The 20158-nt window shown below is 59.9% G+C and carries 23 protein-coding genes; 13 read left to right on the forward strand and 10 right to left on the reverse strand.

The features are described 5' to 3' along the window. Positions 1-2 precede the first annotated feature (2 nt). Positions 3-698, forward strand: a complete 696-nt coding sequence (locus tag QZR14_RS18370) for a response regulator (RefSeq protein WP_311997341.1) — start codon at positions 3-5, stop codon at positions 696-698. An 83-nt stretch (positions 699-781) separates the two neighbouring features. Here the strand turns inward: QZR14_RS18370 and QZR14_RS18375 are convergent, their stop codons facing one another. Continuing rightward, positions 782-1822, reverse strand: a complete 1041-nt coding sequence (locus QZR14_RS18375; RefSeq protein WP_311997342.1) for a patatin-like phospholipase family protein — start codon at positions 1820-1822, stop codon at positions 782-784. A 215-nt stretch (positions 1823-2037) separates the two neighbouring features. On the opposite strand from QZR14_RS18375, the gene QZR14_RS18380 reads away from it, so the two are divergent. The 3 genes from QZR14_RS18380 (at position 2038) to QZR14_RS18390 (ending at position 4199) form a co-directional block, all read left to right on the forward strand. Next, the gene (locus QZR14_RS18380; protein WP_007908543.1) at positions 2038-2316 is read left to right on the forward strand and encodes a hypothetical protein; all 279 of its coding nucleotides are present in this window, start codon (positions 2038-2040) and stop codon (positions 2314-2316) included. A gap of 99 nt (positions 2317-2415) precedes the next feature. Further along, positions 2416-3171, forward strand: a complete 756-nt coding sequence (locus QZR14_RS18385; RefSeq protein ID WP_311997343.1) for a CHAD domain-containing protein — start codon at positions 2416-2418, stop codon at positions 3169-3171. 233 nt (positions 3172-3404) lie between these two features. Then, positions 3405-4199: an acyl-CoA thioesterase gene (locus QZR14_RS18390; protein ID WP_311997344.1), complete on the forward strand. Its 795-nt coding sequence runs from the start codon at positions 3405-3407 to the stop codon at positions 4197-4199. 1 nt (position 4200) lies between these two features. Here the strand turns inward: QZR14_RS18390 and QZR14_RS18395 are convergent, their stop codons facing one another. The 3 genes from QZR14_RS18395 to QZR14_RS18405 all read right to left on the reverse strand — a co-directional run bounded on the left by QZR14_RS18395 (position 4201) and on the right by QZR14_RS18405 (position 7218). After that, positions 4201-4566, reverse strand: coding sequence for a terminase (locus QZR14_RS18395; RefSeq protein ID WP_311997345.1), 366 nt, complete (start codon positions 4564-4566; stop codon positions 4201-4203). A 187-nt stretch (positions 4567-4753) separates the two neighbouring features. Next, positions 4754-6235, reverse strand: a complete 1482-nt coding sequence (locus tag QZR14_RS18400) for a methyl-accepting chemotaxis protein (RefSeq protein WP_311997346.1) — start codon at positions 6233-6235, stop codon at positions 4754-4756. A 176-nt stretch (positions 6236-6411) separates the two neighbouring features. Beyond that, positions 6412-7218: a TatD family hydrolase gene (locus QZR14_RS18405; RefSeq protein ID WP_311997347.1), complete on the reverse strand. Its 807-nt coding sequence runs from the start codon at positions 7216-7218 to the stop codon at positions 6412-6414. A gap of 236 nt (positions 7219-7454) precedes the next feature. Here QZR14_RS18405 and QZR14_RS18410 point away from each other — a divergent pair, with 236 nt between their 5' ends. The 3 genes from QZR14_RS18410 to QZR14_RS18420 all read left to right on the forward strand — a co-directional run bounded on the left by QZR14_RS18410 (position 7455) and on the right by QZR14_RS18420 (position 9980). Continuing rightward, positions 7455-8876 (forward strand): transglycosylase SLT domain-containing protein, encoded by a 1422-nt coding sequence (locus QZR14_RS18410; RefSeq protein ID WP_311997348.1) that lies wholly within the window; start codon positions 7455-7457, stop codon positions 8874-8876. A gap of 112 nt (positions 8877-8988) precedes the next feature. Next, positions 8989-9423: a DoxX family protein gene (locus QZR14_RS18415; RefSeq protein ID WP_158959291.1), complete on the forward strand. Its 435-nt coding sequence runs from the start codon at positions 8989-8991 to the stop codon at positions 9421-9423. 248 nt (positions 9424-9671) lie between these two features. After that, entirely contained in the window at positions 9672-9980 is a 309-nt protein-coding gene (locus QZR14_RS18420; RefSeq protein WP_250606076.1) for a class I SAM-dependent methyltransferase, read from the forward strand. 6 nt (positions 9981-9986) lie between these two features. On the opposite strand, the gene greB is transcribed toward QZR14_RS18420, so the two are convergent. From greB to QZR14_RS18435, 3 genes are read right to left on the reverse strand one after another with little or no spacing between them, the layout of a single operon-like run. Next, the gene (gene greB, locus QZR14_RS18425; protein WP_003226818.1) at positions 9987-10484 is read right to left on the reverse strand and encodes a transcription elongation factor GreB; all 498 of its coding nucleotides are present in this window, start codon (positions 10482-10484) and stop codon (positions 9987-9989) included. 34 nt (positions 10485-10518) lie between these two features. Further along, on the reverse strand, positions 10519-13023 hold the full coding sequence (locus QZR14_RS18430; protein ID WP_311997349.1) for an ABC transporter permease: 2505 nt from the start codon (positions 13021-13023) through the stop codon (positions 10519-10521). Then, positions 13023-13706: an ABC transporter ATP-binding protein gene (locus QZR14_RS18435; protein WP_007908572.1), complete on the reverse strand. Its 684-nt coding sequence runs from the start codon at positions 13704-13706 to the stop codon at positions 13023-13025. The genes QZR14_RS18430 and QZR14_RS18435 overlap by 1 nt, the downstream gene beginning before the upstream one ends. Positions 13707-13716: 10 nt before the next feature. Between QZR14_RS18435 and QZR14_RS18440 the strand changes: the two genes are divergently transcribed. The 3 genes from QZR14_RS18440 to QZR14_RS18450 all read left to right on the forward strand — a co-directional run bounded on the left by QZR14_RS18440 (position 13717) and on the right by QZR14_RS18450 (position 15781). Beyond that, positions 13717-14322: an arylesterase gene (locus QZR14_RS18440; protein WP_250606078.1), complete on the forward strand. Its 606-nt coding sequence runs from the start codon at positions 13717-13719 to the stop codon at positions 14320-14322. 57 nt (positions 14323-14379) lie between these two features. Beyond that, positions 14380-14673, forward strand: coding sequence for a hypothetical protein (locus tag QZR14_RS18445; protein WP_003226812.1), 294 nt, complete (start codon positions 14380-14382; stop codon positions 14671-14673). A gap of 136 nt (positions 14674-14809) precedes the next feature. Further along, positions 14810-15781, forward strand: a complete 972-nt coding sequence (locus QZR14_RS18450; RefSeq protein WP_194934000.1) for a L,D-transpeptidase family protein — start codon at positions 14810-14812, stop codon at positions 15779-15781. Positions 15782-15907: 126 nt separating this feature from the next. Here the strand turns inward: QZR14_RS18450 and oprI are convergent, their stop codons facing one another. Further along, the gene (gene oprI, locus QZR14_RS18455) at positions 15908-16159 is read right to left on the reverse strand and encodes an outer membrane lipoprotei OprI (RefSeq protein WP_003199355.1); all 252 of its coding nucleotides are present in this window, start codon (positions 16157-16159) and stop codon (positions 15908-15910) included. Positions 16160-16798: 639 nt separating this feature from the next. Here oprI and QZR14_RS18460 point away from each other — a divergent pair. Next, complete coding sequence (locus QZR14_RS18460) at positions 16799-17080, forward strand: GNAT family N-acetyltransferase (protein WP_003226804.1); 282 nt, start codon at positions 16799-16801, stop codon at positions 17078-17080. Between the two features lie 62 nt (positions 17081-17142). Here the strand turns inward: QZR14_RS18460 and QZR14_RS18465 are convergent, their stop codons facing one another. Then, positions 17143-18219 carry a 3-deoxy-7-phosphoheptulonate synthase gene (locus QZR14_RS18465; RefSeq protein WP_003226802.1) on the reverse strand — a complete coding sequence of 359 codons (1077 nt, stop codon included), beginning with the start codon at positions 18217-18219 and terminating at the stop codon, positions 17143-17145. Positions 18220-18362: 143 nt separating this feature from the next. Then, positions 18363-18806 carry a PilZ domain-containing protein gene (locus tag QZR14_RS18470; RefSeq protein ID WP_250606079.1) on the reverse strand — a complete coding sequence of 148 codons (444 nt, stop codon included), beginning with the start codon at positions 18804-18806 and terminating at the stop codon, positions 18363-18365. Between QZR14_RS18470 and QZR14_RS18475 the strand changes: the two genes are divergently transcribed. Then, the gene (locus tag QZR14_RS18475; RefSeq protein ID WP_250606080.1) at positions 18805-19191 is read left to right on the forward strand and encodes a thioredoxin family protein; all 387 of its coding nucleotides are present in this window, start codon (positions 18805-18807) and stop codon (positions 19189-19191) included. The genes QZR14_RS18470 and QZR14_RS18475 overlap by 2 nt on opposite strands. Next, the gene (locus tag QZR14_RS18480; protein WP_311997350.1) at positions 19188-20144 is read left to right on the forward strand and encodes a putative 2-dehydropantoate 2-reductase; all 957 of its coding nucleotides are present in this window, start codon (positions 19188-19190) and stop codon (positions 20142-20144) included. The genes QZR14_RS18475 and QZR14_RS18480 overlap by 4 nt, the downstream gene beginning before the upstream one ends. Positions 20145-20158 lie beyond the last annotated feature (14 nt).

Consider the following 20158-nt stretch of genomic DNA (forward strand, 5'->3'; position numbering starts at 1 on the left):
TCATGAGCCAGACCGCGACCATTTTGGTCATCGACGACGAACCGCAGATCCGCAAATTCCTGCGCATCAGCCTTACCTCACAGGGCTATAAAGTGCTTGAGGCCGGTAACGGTGCCGAAGGGCTGGCGCAAGCGGCGCTGAACAAACCGGACTTGCTGGTGCTCGACCTCGGCTTGCCGGACATGGATGGTCAGCAAGTGCTGCGCGAGTTTCGCGAGTGGGCCACGGCGCCGGTGCTGGTGTTGTCGGTGCGCGCCAGCGAAGGGCAGAAAGTCCAGGCGCTGGATGGCGGCGCCAATGACTACGTGACCAAGCCGTTCGGCATTCAGGAGTTTCTCGCCCGAGTCCGCGCCTTGTTGCGTCAGGCTCCGGCAGGGGAGGCGCAGCAGGCGGCGCTGAGCTTCGGCCCGCTGACGGTGGATCTGGCCTATCGGCGAGTGTTGCTCGACGGTGTCGAAGTGGCGCTGACCCGCAAGGAATACGCGGTGCTGGCGCAACTCGCGCGGCATCCGGGGCGGGTGATTACCCAGCAGCAACTGCTCAAGGATATCTGGGGGCCGACCCATACCGAGGACAGCCATTATCTGCGGATTGTGGTGGGGCATTTGCGCCAGAAACTGGCGGACGATCCGACGCGGCCGCGGTTTATCGTGACTGAAGCCGGGGTTGGTTATCGGCTGTTGGAATCTGCGGGATAGCTAAAAGATCGCAGCCTTCGGCAGCTCCTACATTGGAATGCGTTCCCCTGTAGGAGCTGCCGAAGGCTGCGATCTTTTGATCTTTATTGCTGCTGCTCACTGTCGTACCGATCCAGCGTATCCCGCGCAATCTCCCGTCCCAACGCGATCAACTCCGGCGCCTTGTAAAACTCGAAAAACCGGCACACGCGCTTCGGCACGTTGATCAGGATGTCCGGCGGATACCCGGCAATCTTGTACTGCGCCAACGAGGTCTGCATCACCTCGAAACTCTGGTTGATCAAATCCAGCAACGAGGCCGGCCCGACGTTATCGATGATGAATGACCCGGTCGCCGATTTCGGCGCGCCTTCACGCTCTGGTGCGGCGGCCGGTTGCTGGCTCTCCGGCTCGACGCCTTCCAGCCAGGGATTGATGTCCGCCGCTTCGGCGCGCAGCGCCTCCTGTTCGAGACGCAATAATTGCTCGGCCTGTGTACGGCGGAACGGCATCTTCGACCCCAGCGATCGGATCAGGTTGTCGAAGCGTGAGCGGAACGCGGCGGGGCGCTGGATCACCGGCAATTTGTAGTGACGCTGGTTGGTCGAGTTGAGGTTGACCGCAATGATCAGATCGCAGTGACTCGACACCACCGGCACGATTGGCAACGGGTTGAGAATGCCGCCGTCGACCAGCATGCGATTGCCCTGCATCACCGGAGTGAACAGGCTGGGAATCGCCGCCGAGGCGCGCATGGCCTGATGCAGGCAGCCTTCCTGAAACCAGATCTCCTGTTGATTGGTGAGGTCGGCGGCGACGGCGGTGTAGGGGATACGCAAGTCTTCGATGTTGACCTCGCCGACGATCTTGCGGATCTGCCCGAAGACCTTTTCGCCGCGAATCGCGCCGAGACGAAAACTCACGTCGACCAGGCGCAAGACATCGAGGTAATCGAGGCTTTCGATCCAGTTCTTGTAAACGTCGAGTTTGCCGGCGGCATAGATCCCGCCAACCACGGCGCCCATCGAACAGCCAGCAATACAGGCGATTTCGTAACCGCGTTTCTCGATCTCTTCAATGACCCCGATATGGGCATAGCCCCGGGCGCCACCGGAACCCAGCACCAGCGCAACACGTTTTTTCATCCAGCGTCCTCCCGACAAGGTTCCACAATGCACCCATCGCCGGGCAGGCTCAATCGCCGAAGTCGTTGAGTGCGCCAGTGACGTCGTTTTTTCGCTACTGCATGGCCCTTCAGCGCTATCCTTCTCAGTTGCGCGGTTTCACCCGCCGGCAAGGCACTTTTTCGCAGCCTTACCGTCTTACCTGCACGACTGTTGACCTATTTGAGGTGTGAGTGATGAAAGCCTGGATCTGTGTGCCGTTGATGGCTTTGGCATTGGCCGGTTGCGCCGGTAAAACCGCTTACCGCGACAGCTGCGGCAGCCAGCTCGACGCGGCCTGGCATGAGCTGGATCTGGCCAAGGCCGAAGGCTTTGCCGGCACCGTTAGCTACTCCAAAGCGTTGTCGCTGCTGACCGCCGCCAAGACCCAGCAGCAGTTCGAAGGGTTCGAAGGCTGCAGCAAGAAAGCCGAGAAAGCGCGCTTCTATATTCGCGAATCCCGCGCCGGACGATAAAAGCAGCGGCAAGATTTCAGCTACAAGCTACAAGTAGTAGGCGATCACACAACTTGCAGCCTGCAGCTTGCAGCTTCTAACTGTTTACGGAGTAAACCTATGATTGACCGGTTGGTGGCTCATGTCCTGAGCCTGGAGGTGCGGCTGCTGGCCCGTCAGGCGCGATTGACGGCTCGCACCGACCCCGAGGCGTTGCATGATCTGCGCACCACGGTGCGGCGTTTGCGCAGCCTGTTGCGGCCCTTGCGTGGTTTGCCCGGGGTCGAACAACTGGAAGATGCCGCCTCGGCCGTCGGCCAATTGACCACCCCGTGGCGTGATCGCGAGGTGTTGGCGGCGTACCTGCACGCGCATGATCAACCGGCAGCTGCGCAACGGCGCATGGCGCAAATGGCCGAGGCCTATCCGGCGCTGGCGGCGAGTACCGAAGTGGCCTCGCTGCTGATGATTCTCGACGCGTTCCCGCGATTCCTGCGCGCTTCCCAGCGTCAGGGCTTGCTCAAAGGTTTGGATAAACGCATCGAAAAACGCTTGGGCAAGCAATGGCAGAAACTCGACGAGGCGCTGCACGACCCGGCCCACGACCGCCATCGCCTGCGCTTGCTGATCAAACGCGTGCGCTACGGCATCGAAGCCTATCCCGAACTGGATCGCCTGCCTGAGGCGGCGCTGGCGCGTCTCAAGTCTGCCCAAGGCGCGTTGGGTGACTGGCACGATTGCTGGCAGTGGTTGGCGAGAGCCGAGCAGGAGGCCGATCTTCAACCTTGTGTGGCGACCTGGCAGGCCACCATGATCAACGCCGAAGCCAAGGCTGATCGCGTGCTGGAAAAACTCAGTTCAGCCTGCTTCAAATAACCTGAGCCCCGCGATATCCCCTGTAGGAGCTGCCGAAGGCTGCGATCTTTTGATCTTGTTGTTAAAAATCAAAATCAAAAGATCGCAGCCTTCGGCGCTCCTACGGGTTTTTGTGACTAAATTTGAAATACGTTAAGGCCTTTCTGTCAGCCCATTTGACCGGAATAGACGCTGCGGGGCTCTGCAGGTCTGTTTAAGATCCCCGCATCCCTTTCTTGTTTTCTGAGGTTGTCATGCGCTTTAGCGATCTGCTCGAGGCGGTCCGCCGCCAACCGGAACTGACGATCCCTGCCGAATGGGGCCAGGGCCGTGCCAGTTTCGGTGGTCTGGTGGCCGCGCTGCAATACGAAGCCATGCGCGCGAAAGTACCGGCAGATCGCCCGGTGCGTTCGCTGGCGATCACTTTTGTCGGCCCTGTCGAGCCCGAAGTGCCGGTGAGTTTCGAAGTGGATGTGCTGCGCGAAGGCAAAGCCGTCAGTCAGGTCATGGGTCGGGCGATGCAGAATGGTCAGGTGGTGACGATCGTTCAGGGCAGCTTCGGTGCTTCGCGGCCCTCCGAGGTGGCAGTCGAAGCGTATCCGGCGCCATCAATGAAGCACTGGGACGAATGCCAGGAATTACCCTATATCAAAGGCGTGACCCCGGAGTTCATGCGTCATCTGGCAATGCGCTGGAGTGTCGGTGGGATGCCGTTCACCGGCACGCAATCGCGGCTGATGGGCGGCTGGGTGCGGTTACGCGGAGATGTCAAAGAAGAACCGGTCAACGAGACGCATCTGCTGGCCTTGGTGGATGCTTGGCCACCCGCGCTGTTGCCGTATCTGAAGAAGCCTGCCCCCGGCAGCACGTTGACCTGGACCATCGAATTCGTGCAGCCGCTACACGATTTGAGCACGCTGGACTGGTGCCAGTACCTCGCCGATATCGAATACGCCGCCGACGGTTACGGCCATGTGGCCGCCAAGCTGTGGAGCGCAAAAGGCGAGTTGATTGCGATGAGTCGCCAGACCGTCACGATCTTCGCCTGACTCAATGCCGACGGTGGCGCTCACGCCAGGCGCGCCACCAGCCGCCACCGAGCAAGAAGCGCGGAAAGGTCAGGAACTGCTCGACCAGCAAACGCGACACCGCGTCTTTACGATCACTGAACGGCTCGGAGGCTTGCGCCTCCAGGCTGTGGCCGTGGCGCTGCAAACCCAGCGCCGCGATGATGCCGATCACGCCGATGGCGACGCTGGCCAGACTCAGGCTGAACAGCCCGGAGACGATCAGCAGAAACGCGACGATGAACAACGGCACGGCAATCAGGTGCAGCACCAGATTGGTCGGGTGCTGATGATTGCCCGGGTACGCGCGCCATTGCCACGCGGGAAGGTTGGGGTGACGTTTGCCCATGTTTGCTACTCCTCGATCCATGTTGAACTCATGGTTGAAGAATAGGCCCGGGCGCAGAGGGCGGCGAATCAAGGTTGGCTATTGGCATCATAGGGATGATGGACAAAAAAGATCGTAGCCTTCGGCAGCTCCTACATTGAAATGCGTACATCTGTAGGAGCTGCCGAAGGCTGCGATCTTTTGATCTTCAGAGTTTCAACTGCCCAATTGCTTTGTTGAGCTCCCCAGCCAGCGTCGCCAACTCATTACTGGTTGTGGCCGAATCCACCGTCTGCTGCACAGTGTTCTCGGTCACATCGCGAATACTCACCACCGCCCGGTTCATTTCCTCGGCAACCTGGCTTTGCTGCTCCGCCGCCACGGCAATCTGCGTATTGCTTTCACGCATCTGCGCCACGGCACCGGTGATTTCCGCCAGCGCCTCGCCAGCCTCCTGTGCTTGCTGCACGCAGTCGTCAGCCTTGTACGAACTCTCCTGCATGAAATCCACCGCATCGCGGGTCCCAGCCTGCAAGGCCGAGACCATCGTGGTGATCTCGTCGGTCGAGGTCTGCACGCGTTTGGCCAGGTTACGCACCTCATCGGCCACCACCGCAAAACCTCGGCCCATCTCACCGGCGCGGGCGGCTTCGATGGCAGCGTTCAGTGCCAACAGGTTGGTCTGCTCGGCAATGCTGTGAATCACGCTGACCACGCCGTTGATCTTCTGGCTGTCCTCGGCCAGCCGTTGAATCATCTCGGCGGTCTGCTGCACACCGCTGGATAACCCGGCAATCGAATGCTGCACCCGCGCGACCACTTGCTGACCGCTGCCGGCGAGACCATCGGCGGTCTGCGACAAATCGCGAGTGGCGCCGGCATGTTGGGCAATGTGATAAACCGTGGCGGTCATCTCGTTGATCGCGGTGGCGGCCTGATCGGTTTCGCTCTGCTGGCCGAGCATGCCGTGGCGCACTTCGTTCATGCTCGATGCCAGCCGCGCTGCGCCGACATCCAGTTGCCGCGCCGTGTTAGCCACTGTGGTGACGACACGTTGATAACCGGCCTGCATCGCGTTGAACGCATTGGCCATCTGCCCGACTTCGTCTTTGCCGACCAGCGGCACTCGGGCCGAGAGATCGCCGCTTTTCTCGACGTGGAGCATCACGTCTTTCAGCGTATTGAGCTGGCTGAGCAAGAAGCGGATCAACAGTTGCGAGGCGCACAGCATGGCGAACATCAGGATAAACACCGCCACCGCATAATTGGCGAAACGCTCGCTGAACACCTGACTCAGACTCGGGCCGTAGGCAATCACCGCAACCTGCTGGCCATCGGCGCGACCGAACACTTCGGCGCCCATCAGCGGGTTATCGCCGAACAGCGGCATGTGATTGATGTCGTTCCAGCCGTTGCTTTCCGTGATTTCCAGCAAGGGTTGATCGTTCAGGCGCGGAGCTTCACCGCGTTTGAAGGTCAGCACGTGATCCGCCTTCGGCAGCGGCTGCCCGGCCGGCCAGGCCTTGAGCAATTGCGCCTGGGCCTGTGCGGAAACCTGCGACGCGTGACTGCGCGCCTGTTGTTCGAGCTGCACGGCGTACAGCACCAGCAGCAGGGTGGTGACGAAGGCGACCGCATTGACCGCCCAGAATTTGTATTTCAGCGAGATATTGCTAAGCCAGGCACCCATGGAGGTCTTCTCTGATAGCGGAAACAGTTTTGGCAAGGTGCCAGCATTGTGCCGCTATGCAGAAGACTCTATTTGATGTGGGTCAAGAGATCAAAAGATCGCAGCCTTCGGCAGCTCCTACATTCGGATGGGCGTACACCCTGTAGGAGCTGCCGAAGGCTGCGATCTTTTGCGGCTTACGCCAATGCCGGGAGGTTGTAGAACGTTCGGGCACACGCGGTGGTGTGCGCCGCCAGATCTTCCTCGGTTTCGCCGCGATGCAACGCCACTTCACGCAGCACTTCAGTCAGATATGCCGGCTCATTGCGGCCGTTTTTCGGTTTTGGTCGGAGCGTGCGCGGCAGCAGGTACGGCGCATCGCTTTCCAGCATCAAGCGCCCACGCTTGATCTCTTTCACCAGTGGATGCAAATGCGTGCCCCGGCGCTCGTCGCAGATCCAGCCGGTGATACCAATGTGCAGATCCAGATCGAGGTAGCTGAACAGGGCTTTTTGCTCGCCGGTGAAGCAGTGCACCACAGCGGCGGGCAGTTGATCGCGGAAGTCCTTGAGGATTTCCAGCAGGCGCTGGCTCGCGTCACGCTCGTGCAGAAACACCGGCAGTTGCAGTTCAACGGCCAGCGCCAGATGTTCTTCGAGGACTTTTTCCTGCTGTGGGCGCGGCGAGAAATCCCGGTTGAAATCCAGCCCGCATTCACCCACCGCGACCACATTGGATTCCTTCAGCAAACTGCGCAGGCGGCGCGCGCTGTCGGCGTTCCAGTCACGGGCCGAATGCGGGTGGATGCCGGCAGTGGCGAACAGTCGCTGGCCGCTTTCATCGAGTTGCTGGCACAGCTCCAGGGCTTGCTCGCTGCCCTCGACGCTGGTGCCGGTCAGCACCAGTTGGCAGACCCCGGCGGCATAGGCGCGATCAAGCACGGCCTGGTGTTTGTCGGCGAAACTGGGGTTGGTCAGGTTGACGCCGATATCGATGAGTTGCATGGTTGCTACCTCGGGCCGAAGGCCGGAAAGCATACCAGAGCTGTAGATTCATAAGAAAAGCCAAGAACTACAACGACTTATAGCTGTCTGTTGATGCCGCGACGCAGACCGGTTTGGTAGAAGTGCCATTACTGTGCCAGTCTCTCGCACGTTGCCAGCGCTCATGGCGCTCTGTTTTCGTCGGTGATTTCGATCTTTTAACGATGAAATCGCCCCGTATTCTTTTCGGAGAGTGGATGGTTCGTCCCTCGGTTTTGCTCCTGTTGTGTGGCTCGCTGCTATTGCCGATGACGGCGGTCGCGCGCCTGCCCGGGCCGCTGCAAGCCGTGCCAGCCGCCAAAGTGCGGGATTTATCCGAGATTCGCAGCAGCCGCGTGTTGCGCGTGCTGGTCAACCAGAGCCGCAACAGCTCCGGCGAAGTGCAGGGCCAGGCCATTGGCGTCGAATACCATCGTCTGCGCGCCTTCGAGCAATACCTCAATGGCTACGCCCGCGACGGCCAGGAAATCACCCTCAAGATCATTCCCAAAGCCAAGGATCAATTGCTCGGCGCTTTGCAGCGTGGCGAGGGTGATCTGGTCGCGCCGGGCGAACTGCTCGATCTGCAATCGGGCTACGCCGTGGCCAGTAGCGAACCGATCGCCAGCAATGTGCCGCTGGTGCTGGTCGGGATCAAGGGCGAGCGGCGCTACACCAAGGTCGAGCAGCTGTCCGGCAAAACCCTGGCGTTGCCCACTGGCAGTGCGGCGGGGGAGGCGGTCAGTCAGCTCAATCAGAAACTGGCGTTGCACAAACTGGCGCCGATCAAGATCGAATGGGTCGATCCGACCCTGGCGGTCGAAGATGTGCTGGAGATGGTGCAGGGCGGGATTTTCCACCTGACCATCGTCGAGCAACCCATTGCCGAGCGCTGGGGCAAGATCTTGCCGAAGCTGCGTTTTGACCGGCAACTGATGATCAGCGAGCCGGGCGAGGAGTACTGGTTCGTACGCCGCGACGCCTCGATGTTGCGCGCAAGCATCGACCGCTTTCTCGGCGGTTACAAGAAGCCATCCAATGAAGACGCCGCGTTTCTGCGCATCTATCGGCGTCTCTATCAAGTCCACTATCCCTTGGCCAAGGCTGATCGCCAGCGCCTGGAAAAGCTGCGCCCGACCCTGCAGAAGCATGCCGACGCGCAGAACATGGACTGGTTGAATCTGGCCGCACTGGCGTTCAAGGAATCAAGCCTGCAACCCAATGCCCGCAGCGGCAGTGGTCCGACCGGGCTGATGCAGATCACCCCGTCCGCTGCTCAGCGTGTCGGCGTGAATAACATTCAGAATCTCGATTCGAATGTGCAGGCCGGGGCCAAGTACCTGGCCATGATCCGCCGCAAGTTCTTCAACAGCCCCAAGCTCAATGAACGTGAACGCATGGCGTTCACGTTGGCGGCCTACAACATCGGCCCCGAACGCGTGCAGGGCATGCGCGCTGAAGCCCGACGGCGGGGGCTGAATCCCAATCAGTGGTTCTTCCAGGTCGAGCGCATCGCCATGGAGCAGGTAGGAATGGGGCCGGTCAGCTATGTTAATAGCGTGAACAAGTATTACTTGGCGTTCGACCGGGAGCGGGAGTCGTTGGAGCCCGGGGTGCAAAAAGTCGTCTCACGGAAATGATCTAATAAACTGATTGTTATGGCGGAATATTTGCGCTTTTAACATGAAATTTACTGATTAATATAGCGGCCAACCAACACACACAACTTCTCGCAAAAACAAGGAATGCCCCATGAGCTCTCTGATCAACAAAGTACTGTTCACCCGCGCTGGCTACGGTCTGACCCTCCTGCGCATCGCCGTCGGCGTGATCTTCGCGGCCCACGGTTCGCAAAAACTTTTCGGTCTGTTCGGTGGTTATGGTCTGGCTGGCACCGCGCAATACATGGACAGCATCGGTCTGCACCCAGGCTACCTGATGGCGACGCTGGCGGGCGGAACTGAATTCTTCGCTGGCCTGGCGTTGATCATCGGCCTGCTGGTGCGCCCGGCGGCATTGGGTCTGACCTTCCTGTCGCTGGTAGCTATCTTCACCGTACACATCAGTAACGGTCTGTTTATGGCCAACAACGGTTACGAGTTCGCTCTGGCGCTGCTCGGTGGCAGCCTTGCCGTCCTGATCGAAGGCGCCGGCAAGCTCTCGGTGGATCGCGCCATCGCCGGTTGAAGGCTCTGGCTCAGGCAATAGGCCCGCATTGTGCGGGCCTTTTTTGTTGCAGCTGATTCTTGACACTGATCGGTCACGTTCTCTAGGATGTTGCCCATGCGCCGATTTAAACAGCTACTTGCGGGGCGCCAGGTGACTTCAACAGTTGCCGTCAGAAGCCGAAACGAGGCTTCGAAATACCGCTAAAGCGCTGGTTCGGTGTTGCCTCTCACCTGCCATGCAGACTTTTGAGGCAGAGACACGACACGATGAATGCACTACACCCTCCAGCACGTCCAGCGCCGATCACTGCGCATATCACTCAACGCAACCCGAAAATCCTCCTTGGCGGCAAACATCAGCCGACGCTGTTGCGTTATCTCGATGGTTGGCCACGTCGCAGCGGCGGCCCTGCCGCGTTTCTGATCCAGTTTGTCGAAGACGGCGAGTCGCTGGCACGTTTTGCCAGTGACAGTTTCGATCTGGCGGTGATTCAGGCACCGACTGCCGAAGATGCGCCGGAGATGATCAAGCAACTGACCCGCGTTGCACGTCAGGGGCTGATCACCCGCCGCTGACAGGCTTTACGGATAGTCGATGGCGACGATGTAAACGAACTGCTCACCGGTGGGTGTCTGCACCCTGACTTCTGCGTCCAGCGCCTTGCCGATCAACGCGCGGGCCAGGGGCGAGTCGATGCTGATCAGACCCAGTTTCAGATCCAGTTCATCCGGGCCGACGATGCGGTAGCGCGATTGCTTGCCGTCTTCGTCCTCGATGGTCACCCAGGCGCCGAAGTAGACCTTGTTCGGGTCGCTGGGTTTTTCGCTGACGACTTTCAGAGCTTCGAGACGTTTGGTCAGAAAGCGCACGCGACTGTCGATCTCGCGCAGCATTTTCTTGCCATAGGTGTACTCGGCGTTTTCCGAGCGATCGCCCTGCGCCGCCGCCTCACTGACTGATTGCGTCACCTGCGGGCGGCGCACATGCCACAGCTCATGGAATTCGGCGCGCATCCGCGCTTCACCTTCGGGAGTGATCAGCGCGGTGCCGGCGGTGCGGGGAGGGCGATAACGGCTCATGGCAACTTCTTGTGATTAAGACCGCTTGAGTCTATCAACCCTCGCGCAACACTGTCAGTGGGCTTGCGTTGAGTGCCCGACGCGTGCCGAATACGCCGGCACCACCAATCAACGCCGCGCCAATCAATGGCAGCACCAACAACCACGGATGCGGATGCCACGGCAGATCGAACGCGTAGCGATACAACACCAGACTCACCACTTCCGAACCGATGGCTGCGAGCAAACCACTCACTGCACCGAGCAGGCCGAATTCGATGCGCCGCGCCTTGATCAGCAACTGCCGCTCCGCACCCAATGCACGCAGCAGCGCACCTTGGCGAATCCGTTCATCCAGCGTCGCCTGCAAACCGGAAAACAGCACGGCCATGCCCGCTGCCAAAACAAACAACAACACATATTCGACCGCCAAGGTGACTTGGGCGAGGATGCTGCGCAGTTGTTCCAGCAACGCCTCGACCTGAAGAATGGTCACCGCCGGGAAGGTGCGTGACAGTTCAACGATCTGCTGATCATGACCGGGCGCCAGATAGAAGCTGGTCAGGTAAGTCGCCGGCAGATCCTTCAATGTGCCGGGCTGGAAGATCATGAAGAAGTTTGGCTGGAAGTTATCCCAGTTGATCTCGCGCAGGCTGGTGACTTTCGCTTCACGGTTGACCCCGCCGACACTGAACACCATGTGATCGCCGAGTTTGAGCTTGAGGCTTTCAGCGACTTTGCCTTCCACCGATACGCCGGGAACATCGTCGGTTGGCTGATCTTTCCACCACTCACCGGCAGTGAGCTTGTTGCCCGCCGGCAAATCCGCTGCCCAGGTCAGGCTCAAGTCGCGCTGCACGGCACGGTCGCCCGCCGAATCCTTGCTGACGATTTGCTGCACGGCTTCGCCGTTGATGCTGATCAATCGGCCGGGTACGACCGGATAAAGAGGTGCGGCTTGCGCGGAGACCTTGATCAGGTGATCGGTGAACGCCTGTTTATCTGCCGGCAGAATATTCAGGGCGAAGTAGTTCGGCGCGTTTTTCGGCAACTGGTTTTGCCAGGTGTCGAGCAGTTCGCCGCGCAGCAGGGCGATCAAGGCCATCGACAACAGAATCAGGCCGAACGCCAGCGACTGACCGGCCGCTGCCAAGGGGTGGCGCAGCAGTTGCCCCAGGCCCAAGCGCCATGGCAGCGAGGCACGGGCGAGCATCCGCCGCAGGCTTTGCAGCAGCAACAGCAACAAGCCGCCCAAAAGCAACGCGGCGACCACGCCACCGCCGAGCAGGGCGAATGTCAGCAGCAGATCGAGACTCAGGCGCCACATGATCAAACCGAGCGCACCCAAGGCTGCGCCATAAACCATCCAGGTGCTCGACGGTATCGGCAGCATGTCCCGGCGTAGCACGCGCAGCGGCGGCACGCGGCCCAATGCGGCCAGAGGCGGCAAGGCGAAACCGGCCAATGCGACCAGTCCGGTGCCGATCCCGGCGATGGCAGGAAACAGGCCACCCGGTGGAACATCGCTCGGTAACAATTCATACAGCAGCGCGAACAACCCCAACTGCGCCAGCCAGCCGAGCAAAGCCCCGCTGAGCGCGGCGAGCAGCCCCAGCACGGTCAGCTGCAAGCTGAACAGCACCATGGTTTCCCGACGCGACAGACCGAGGCAACGCAGCAAGGCACTGGCGTCGAAGCGGCGACTGGCGAAACGATTGGCCGACAACGCCACCGCGACACCGGCCAACAATACGGCGACCAGACTGGCCATGTTCAGGTAGCGTTCGGCCTTACCCAATGCACCGCCAATCTGTCGGTTGCCATCGCGGGCGTCCTGAATCCGCTGGTTGGCGGCGAGCCCGGGTTTGATCAGTTGTCGATAGGTTTCCAGCGCCTGCGGTTCACCGCGCCACAGTTCGCGATAACTCACGCGGCTGCCGGGTTGTACGACGCCGGTGGCGGCGAGGTCGTCGAGGTTGATCATGACCCTCGGTGTGAGGCTGTAGAAGTTGCCGGCGCGATCCGGTTCATACGTCAGCACGCGGGTCATTTTCAATGTCTTCATGCCGACATCGATGCTGTCGCCGATCTTCAGATCCAGCGCCGTCAGCAAGCGTGCCTCGACCCAGGCTTCACCGGGTAGCGGTTCGCCGCCGGATTCTTCGGTGGCGAACGGGGCTGGCGCGCTCTTCAGTTCGCCGCGCAACGGATAGGCACGGTCGACGGCTTTGATGCTCGACAGCTGGATGCCGTTGTCGGTGGCGATGACGCTGGAAAACTCCACCACTTGCGCATGCTTCAGAAGCAACTCGGTGCCACTGCGGATCTGTTCCTCGCGAGCCGGCGAGCTGCCCTCAAGCACCAGATCGGCGCCGAGAAATTCGGTCGCGCGCAGCATCATGGCGCCGTTCAGGCGGGCGCCGAAGTAACCGATGGCGGTGCTTGCCGCCACCGCCACGACCAGCGCAAAGAACAACACGCGCAGTTCCCCGGCGCGGGCATCGCGCATCAGTTGGCGTAGCGCGAGACTGAACAGACGCAACAGCGGCAAACGTGCCATCAAGGCTCCAGGGGGGCGACCAACAGCCCGGCTTCAAGACGGATGAGGCGCCGGCAGCGATGGGCCAGGCGTTCGTCGTGGGTCACCAGCACCAGGGTGGTGCCGCGTTCCTTGTTCAGTTCGAAGAGCAAATCGCTGATGCGCTCGCCGGTGTGGCTGTCGAGGTTGCCGGTCGGTTCGTCGGCAAACAGCACGTCAGGCTCGGCAGCGAAGGCGCGGGCAATGGCCACACGTTGCTGCTCGCCACCGGAGAGCTGGCGCGGCGAGTGGGTCAGGCGCTGGCCGAGACCGACGCGCTGAAGCAATTCGGTCGCACGTTCACGGGCATCTTTGCGGCCGTCGAGTTCCAGCGGCAGCATGACGTTCTCCAGGGCGTTGAGGCTGTCGAGCAACTGAAAGGACTGAAAGACGAAACCGACATGCTCGGCACGAATGCGTGCACGCTGGTCTTCATCAAGATTACTCAGGCCCTGGCCGGCGAGAATGACTTCGCCACTGCTCGGCAAATCGAGACCGGCGAGCAGGCCGAGGAGGGTGGATTTGCCGGAACCGGACGCGCCGACGATGGCCAGGCTGTCGCCCTTGTTCAGTTCCAGGCTGAGTTCGTGCAGGATAGTCAGTTCACCTTCCGCGCTGGGAACCACTTTGCTGAGGTTCTTCGCGGTGAGAATGCTTGCGCCCATGGAGAATCCGATGCGTGTGTGGTTTTTGAGTGCTGGCCTGGCCTTGATGTGCATGGCCCAGAACGCAGCGGCGGGTACTGTCCTGATCGTTGGCGATAGTATCAGCGCCGGTTTCGGCCTGGATACCCGCTTGGGGTGGGTGTCGTTGCTCGAACAACGGCTCAAAGAAGAGGGTTTCGACGACAAAGTGGTCAATGCCTCGATCAGTGGCGACACCAGTGCCGGAGGCCAGGCACGGCTGCCGGCGCTGCTTGCAGAGCATAAACCTGAGCTGGTGATCCTCGAACTGGGCGGCAACGACGGCTTACGCGGAATGCCGCCAACTCAATTGCAACAAAATCTTGCCTCGATGATCGACAGCTCGCGTCAGAGCGGGGCCAAGGTGTTGTTGCTCGGCATGCAACTGCCGCCCAATTACGGCAAGCGCTACACCGACGCCTTCGCGGAGGTCTACGGCAAACTTGCCGACGATAAAAAGATCCCGCTGGTGCCGTTTTTCCTCGACGGCGTCGGTGGTCATCCGGACCTGATGCAGGCTGATGGTCTGCACCCGGCGGCCGGGGCTCAGGGCAAGTTGCTGGAAAATGTCTGGCCGACGCTAAAACCGCTGTTATGAGGCTTTTCTAGTGGCAGGCTTTCGGCTAATGTGGCGCCCCCTTATTTGGAGCCCCCGATGCCGCGTCCTGCCTGGTCCCTGTTTGCCTACCAACTGATCGAGCCTGACGAACAGCTGGATCTGTTCGCCTGCCAGGAAGTGCGGGTGCATCTGGTGACGCGTCAGCTCGAACTCGGTGGCTCGGCCGATCGCACCCTGTGCGGCAGTCTGCTCCCGGCGCAACCGCGCTGGTCGAGCGTTGATCGCCGGGTGTTTCAGGATCAGCGCCTGTGTTCGCTGTGCCGGGCGATTCTTGAATCGCAGAAGCGCGGCACCTCGCCGATCTGGCCGGAGCTGCGTTTCGAGCTCTAGGGGCAGAACATCGCAGCCTGCGTCAGCTCCTGTATGAAGACTTTTGTCTGCCTATCGGCGCGTCTCCCCGAATATTCAAAGTGCGGTGTACAATCGCGCCCTTATACCCTTGTTGATCATGCGAAGGATTTTCCGGATGTTGCCGCGCTTTCCTGCCGTCACCCGCTGCCTGTCACTTGCCGCCCTGTGTGTGGCCGGTCCCGTTGCTGCATTGGAGTTTCCCCTGCCACCACCCGGTGAAGACATCATCGGCCAGGTGCAGGTGATCAAAGCCAAGTACGAAGACACCTTCGCCGACCTGGGCACGAAGTACGATCTGGGCTACTCGGAGATGGTCGCGGCCAACCCTGGCGTCGATGCCTGGTTGCCGGGTGCCGGCACCGAAATCGTCTTGCCGACCCGTTTCATTCTGCCGCCGGGCCCGCGCGAAGGTATCGTCATCAACCTGGCCGAATACCGCCTCTACTATTTCCCGAAAGGCCGCAACGTGGTGTACACGTTCCCGCTGGGTATCGGTCGTGAGGGTTGGGGTTCGCCGATCGCGCATACTTCGATCATTGCCAAGACGCCAAACCCGACATGGACGCCTCCTGCGTCGATCAAGGCTGAACACGCCGCGGATGGTGATCCGCTGCCAAACGTCGTGCCGGCCGGCCCTGACAACCCATTGGGCCCGTTCAAGTTCACTCTGGGCACGCCGGGCTACCTGATCCACGGTTCGAACAAGAAGTTCGGTATCGGCATGCGCACCAGCCATGGCTGCTTCCGCATGTTCAACAACAACGTGCTGGAAATGGCCAGCATGGTGCCGGTCGGCACGTCGGTGCGTATCCTCAACGATGCCTACAAGTTCGGCAGCAGTGGCGGCAAGGTTTATCTGGAAGCGCACACGCCGATCGACGATAAGGGCAACCCGTCGGTGGTCGATAAGCACACTGCGGTGATCAACGCGATGCTCAAGCGTGAAGACGTCACCAGCAATCTGCGCGTGAACTGGGATGTGGTGCGTGACGTGGTCGCGGCCGAAGATGGCCTGCCAACGGAAATCGGCACGCCGACTACCTCGGCCCCTATGGTTTCGAGTACACCGATCGACTTGCAGCAGTAAGTCGAGGTTAAAGGCCCGTCGATGCGTACAGCGTCGGCGGGTTTTTTATTGCCCGGGGAAAAGCTTCAGGCATAAAAAAGCCGACCCGAAAAATCGGGTCGGCTCGATAACAACCCCGAAGGATTATTACTTGCGGCTAGCTTTGTCCAGCATGCGCAGAGCACGCTCGTTAGCTTCGTCAGCAGTCTGTTGTGCTTTTTGAGCAGCAGCCAGAGCTTCATCAGCTTTACGGTAAGCTTCGTCTGCACGAGCCTGGGAGCGAGCAGCTGCGTCTTCAGTAGCGGTCAGACGTGCTTCGGTTTCTTTCGATGCGCTGCTGCAACCGGTAGCCAGAACTGCGGCCAGAGCCAGAGCAGAGAATTTCAGAACGTTGTTCATCGTGTTCCCCTTCAAGGACTTTCAAATTAAGTGGCTGTCTCCTCACGATTGAGGAAATAGCCGGCGTACATACTACCCATTACTTGTAGTAAGTAAACTGACGTAAGGCAAGAAGCAAAAAAAATTGTAGGCGTTGATTCTTTTTCGAGCAACTTTTAACTGCGCTGTTTAAAAAATGTTCAGCTGCAAGCCCCGAGCTGAGCGAGTTAATGAGAAAAAGTTCCCGTTGCCCCGTGCTGTTTTTGCAGTCTTGGCTAAAGTCTGTCTAGATGAATACGTCCATACTTTTGTTCCGATTCTGCGCACTGCTTCGCGTATCTTTCTGCATGTTGAGGTGACTTTATAAAAGGCTGCACGTCTTAAGTCTCAACATCCGGCAATGTTCAGGTGAGCCGCCCGGGAAGATCTTCTCCCGGGCCCGCCCTGCGTCCATCGGAGCAACCCCCGTCAACTCGCTTGATGACGAGCGCACCTTGAGCATTTTTGCCAATGGTGCCTACTATTTATCAGGTGTCAGGTTGCGCGAGATCGGTGTGGCTCTTCTCGGTGTCCAGCAGGCACGGGGTGGCGTAGATGTTCCTTCGCCGGAAAAACATCGGTAAGGTAGGGGTCAGAATTCAAGACCCGCGAGGAGTAGTGATGAGCGAGGCGTTGTCCATCCACCATGACCAGGCTGGTCATCAGTTCGAGACCAATGTGGACGGTCATCGTGCCTACCTGACCTATATGGATCTGGGGAAACAGACCCTGGATATCTATCGCACCTTCGTGCCCAACGCCCTGCGTGGCCGTGGCATTGCCGCAGCGCTGACCGAAAGCGCGCTGCAGTACGCTGAAGAAATGGGCTACACGGTGATCCCGTCGTGCTCCTACGTCGAGCGCTACATGGAACGCCATCAGCGTCGCGCCGCCAAGATCTGAATCGCACACACACAAAAACGCCGGGCATTGCCCGGCGTTTTTTTATGCCTGTAAAACGCGAATCAGCTGCGCTGGCGTTTCGGCAGAACATCCTTGAGCTTGGCGTGCATGCTGCGCAAGGTGTTCTCGGTGGCAGACCAGTCGATGCAGGCATCGGTGATCGACACGCCGTATTGCAGGTCGGCGAGGTCTTTCGGAATCGCCTGGCAACCCCAGTTCAGGTGACTTTCGACCATCAGGCCGATGATCGACTGGTTGCCTTCGAGGATCTGGTTGGCGACGTTCTCCATCACCAGCGGTTGCAGGGCCGGATCCTTGTTGGAGTTGGCGTGGCTGCAATCGACCATGATGTTCGGCTTGATCTTCGCTTTGTTCAGCGCCTGTTCGCACAGGGCAACGCTGACCGAATCGTAGTTCGGCTTGCCATTACCACCGCGCAGCACCACGTGACCGTAGGCATTGCCCTTGGTGGTGACGATCGACACGCCACCTTCCTGGTTGATGCCGAGGAAACGGTGCGGACTGGACACCGACTGCAAGGCGTTGATCGCCACAGTCAGACCGCCGTCGGTGCCGTTCTTGAAGCCAACCGCCGAGGACAGGCCAGAAGCCATTTCCCGGTGCGTCTGCGATTCGGTGGTGCGTGCGCCGATGGCCGACCAGCTGATCAGGTCCTGCAGATACTGCGGGGAGATCGGGTCGAGGGCTTCAGTCGCGGTCGGCAGGCCTTTTTCGGCCAGATCCAGCAGCAACTGACGACCAATGTGCAGACCGTCCTGGATCTTGAACGAGTCGTCCAGGTACGGGTCGTTGATCAGGCCTTTCCAGCCGACGGTGGTCCGTGGCTTCTCGAAATACACACGCATGACCAGATACAGGGTGTCGGAGACTTCCTCCGCCAGCACCTTCAGGCGATCAGCGTATTCGTGGGCAGCCTTGATATCGTGGATCGAGCACGGGCCGATCACTACGAACAGACGGTGGTCGGTGCCATCAAGAATGTTGCGAATGACTTCGCGGCCCTTGGTGACGGTGCGCAGGGCAGCATCGCTCAGAGGGATATCACGCTTGAGCTGATCGGGAGTGATCAGGGTCTCGTTAGAGGCGACGTTTAGGTCGTTGATCGGTAAATCAGCCATCGTTTACTCGTCAGGTCACGGGTGCCGGCCGCCAGCGATCCCCGCGCGGCGGAGCACAGCAGATTTAAGCGCGTCGGGGAGCGGAACCTTAGCGCGTAAAGCGCCTGCTCGACAATGGGCAAGTAACGGTTTGAAGAAGAGCGTCAGTCCAGCACTGGCTGGGCGAAAGCCTTGCGCACGCTGTCGTGGGAGAACTCGTCGGCGTGCTGCTCGACCCATTGCAGGGCCAGCGCCTGAATATCCTGCAGGTCATCATGGGTTTCGTTCATGCGACAGTAACGCTCGATCTGACACACTTGCTCACCCATTCGCGCACTGAACAGGGTCTGCTCATCGGTGAAGGCGATCCCTACCAGATAGCCTTTTTTGCGCCGCAGGCACCACGCCACATAGCCCGGATAACAGATGTCGGCGTTGAGTGTCGGCATGCGCACTTGCAGCGCCGTGCCATGGCGCCAGGCACGGTGGTAATTGCAAGCGATGCCGCCGAGGCTGATAGTGTGCAGCTGTTGCCTGGAAATACACTCAGGCTTGAGCAAGGTTAATTCAACCGGCACCTCGTCCGGATGAGGAATGAAACGTCCCATGAGCACAGACTCCCTGTGTCGGCCATTTGACATTGTTTCCCCCAGTATAGTGGTCGAATCCGAACTGACCGATTTCGACGCCGATCAACGGCTGTTGGCGATGAGCGGCGTTTCGCTGGTGATTTTCACCAGCGTCGGCTGCGCCAGTTGCCGTTATGCCCGCGAGGTGTTGCCGGGACTCGATCTGGCAATCGATCAGTTGTGCTGGATCGATGCCGGCGACAACGGCGGGTTGGTGCAGCGCTATCAGGTCTTTCATTTGCCGGCGCTGTTTGTGGTGCGCGACGGCGAGTTCTTTGGGGCATTGCACACGCGCCTGACGGCCGATGCGCTGAATGCCGCGCTGGCGCAGGCACTGGGTCGAATTGCAGAGGAGTTGCCATGATGGGGGCAGTGATTAAACCGGTAGTGGGGATTATTGGCACCGGCGCAATTGGTGGTTTCTACGGTGTGATGCTGGCGCGTGCCGGCTTCGATGTGCACTTTCTGTTGCGCAGCGAGTTTTCGGCTGTTGCCGAGCGCGGTTTGCAGATCAACAGCGCGGTGCATGGCCCGCTGACGCTGAATCCGGCACAGGCCTATTCTGCTGCCGAAGACATGCCCAAGTGCGACTGGCTGTTGGTGGGAGCGAAAACCACCAGCAACGTCGGTCTGGCACCGTCGATCATTCAAGCGGCCAAACCCGATGCGAAAGTGCTGGTGCTGCAAAACGGTCTCGACGTCGAGGACAGCTTGCGTGACGTGCTCCCCGATTCCCTGCATCTGTTGGGCGGCTTGTGCCTGATCTGCGTGCATCGCGATGGGCCTGGACAAGTAACCCACCAAGCCTTGGGCGCGGTCAATATTGGCTATCACAGCGGCCCGACCATGGATGATGGCGTACGCATGGCGATTGTCGAGGAGGGTGCCGGGCTGTTCCACGCCGCCGGAATCGATTCCCAGGCGATGCCGAATCTGCACCAGGCGCGCTGGCAGAAACTGGTCTGGAACATCCCCTACAACGGACTCTCGGTACTGCTCGGCGCCAGCACCACGCCGCTGATGGCGGATGCCGATAGCCGCGTGTTGATCCAAGCGTTGATGGCCGAAGTGGTGCAGGGCGCCAAGGCCTGCGGCCAGGAGATACCGCCGGGATACGCCGACTATCTGTTCATGATGACCGAGAAAATGCCCGACTACTGGCCGAGCATGTACCACGACTTTTTACATAAACGACCGCTGGAGCTGGAAGCAATCTACGCTCGGCCATTGGCGGCAGCGAAAGCGGCGGGCTGTGAGCTGCCACGCATTGAAGCGCTGTATCGCAATCTGCGTTTTATCGACCGACGCAACGTTTAGGTCGGTTTTTTTTG

This window comes from Pseudomonas sp. rhizo66 (assembly GCF_031931925.1).
GTDB lineage: Bacteria > Pseudomonadota > Gammaproteobacteria > Pseudomonadales > Pseudomonadaceae > Aquipseudomonas.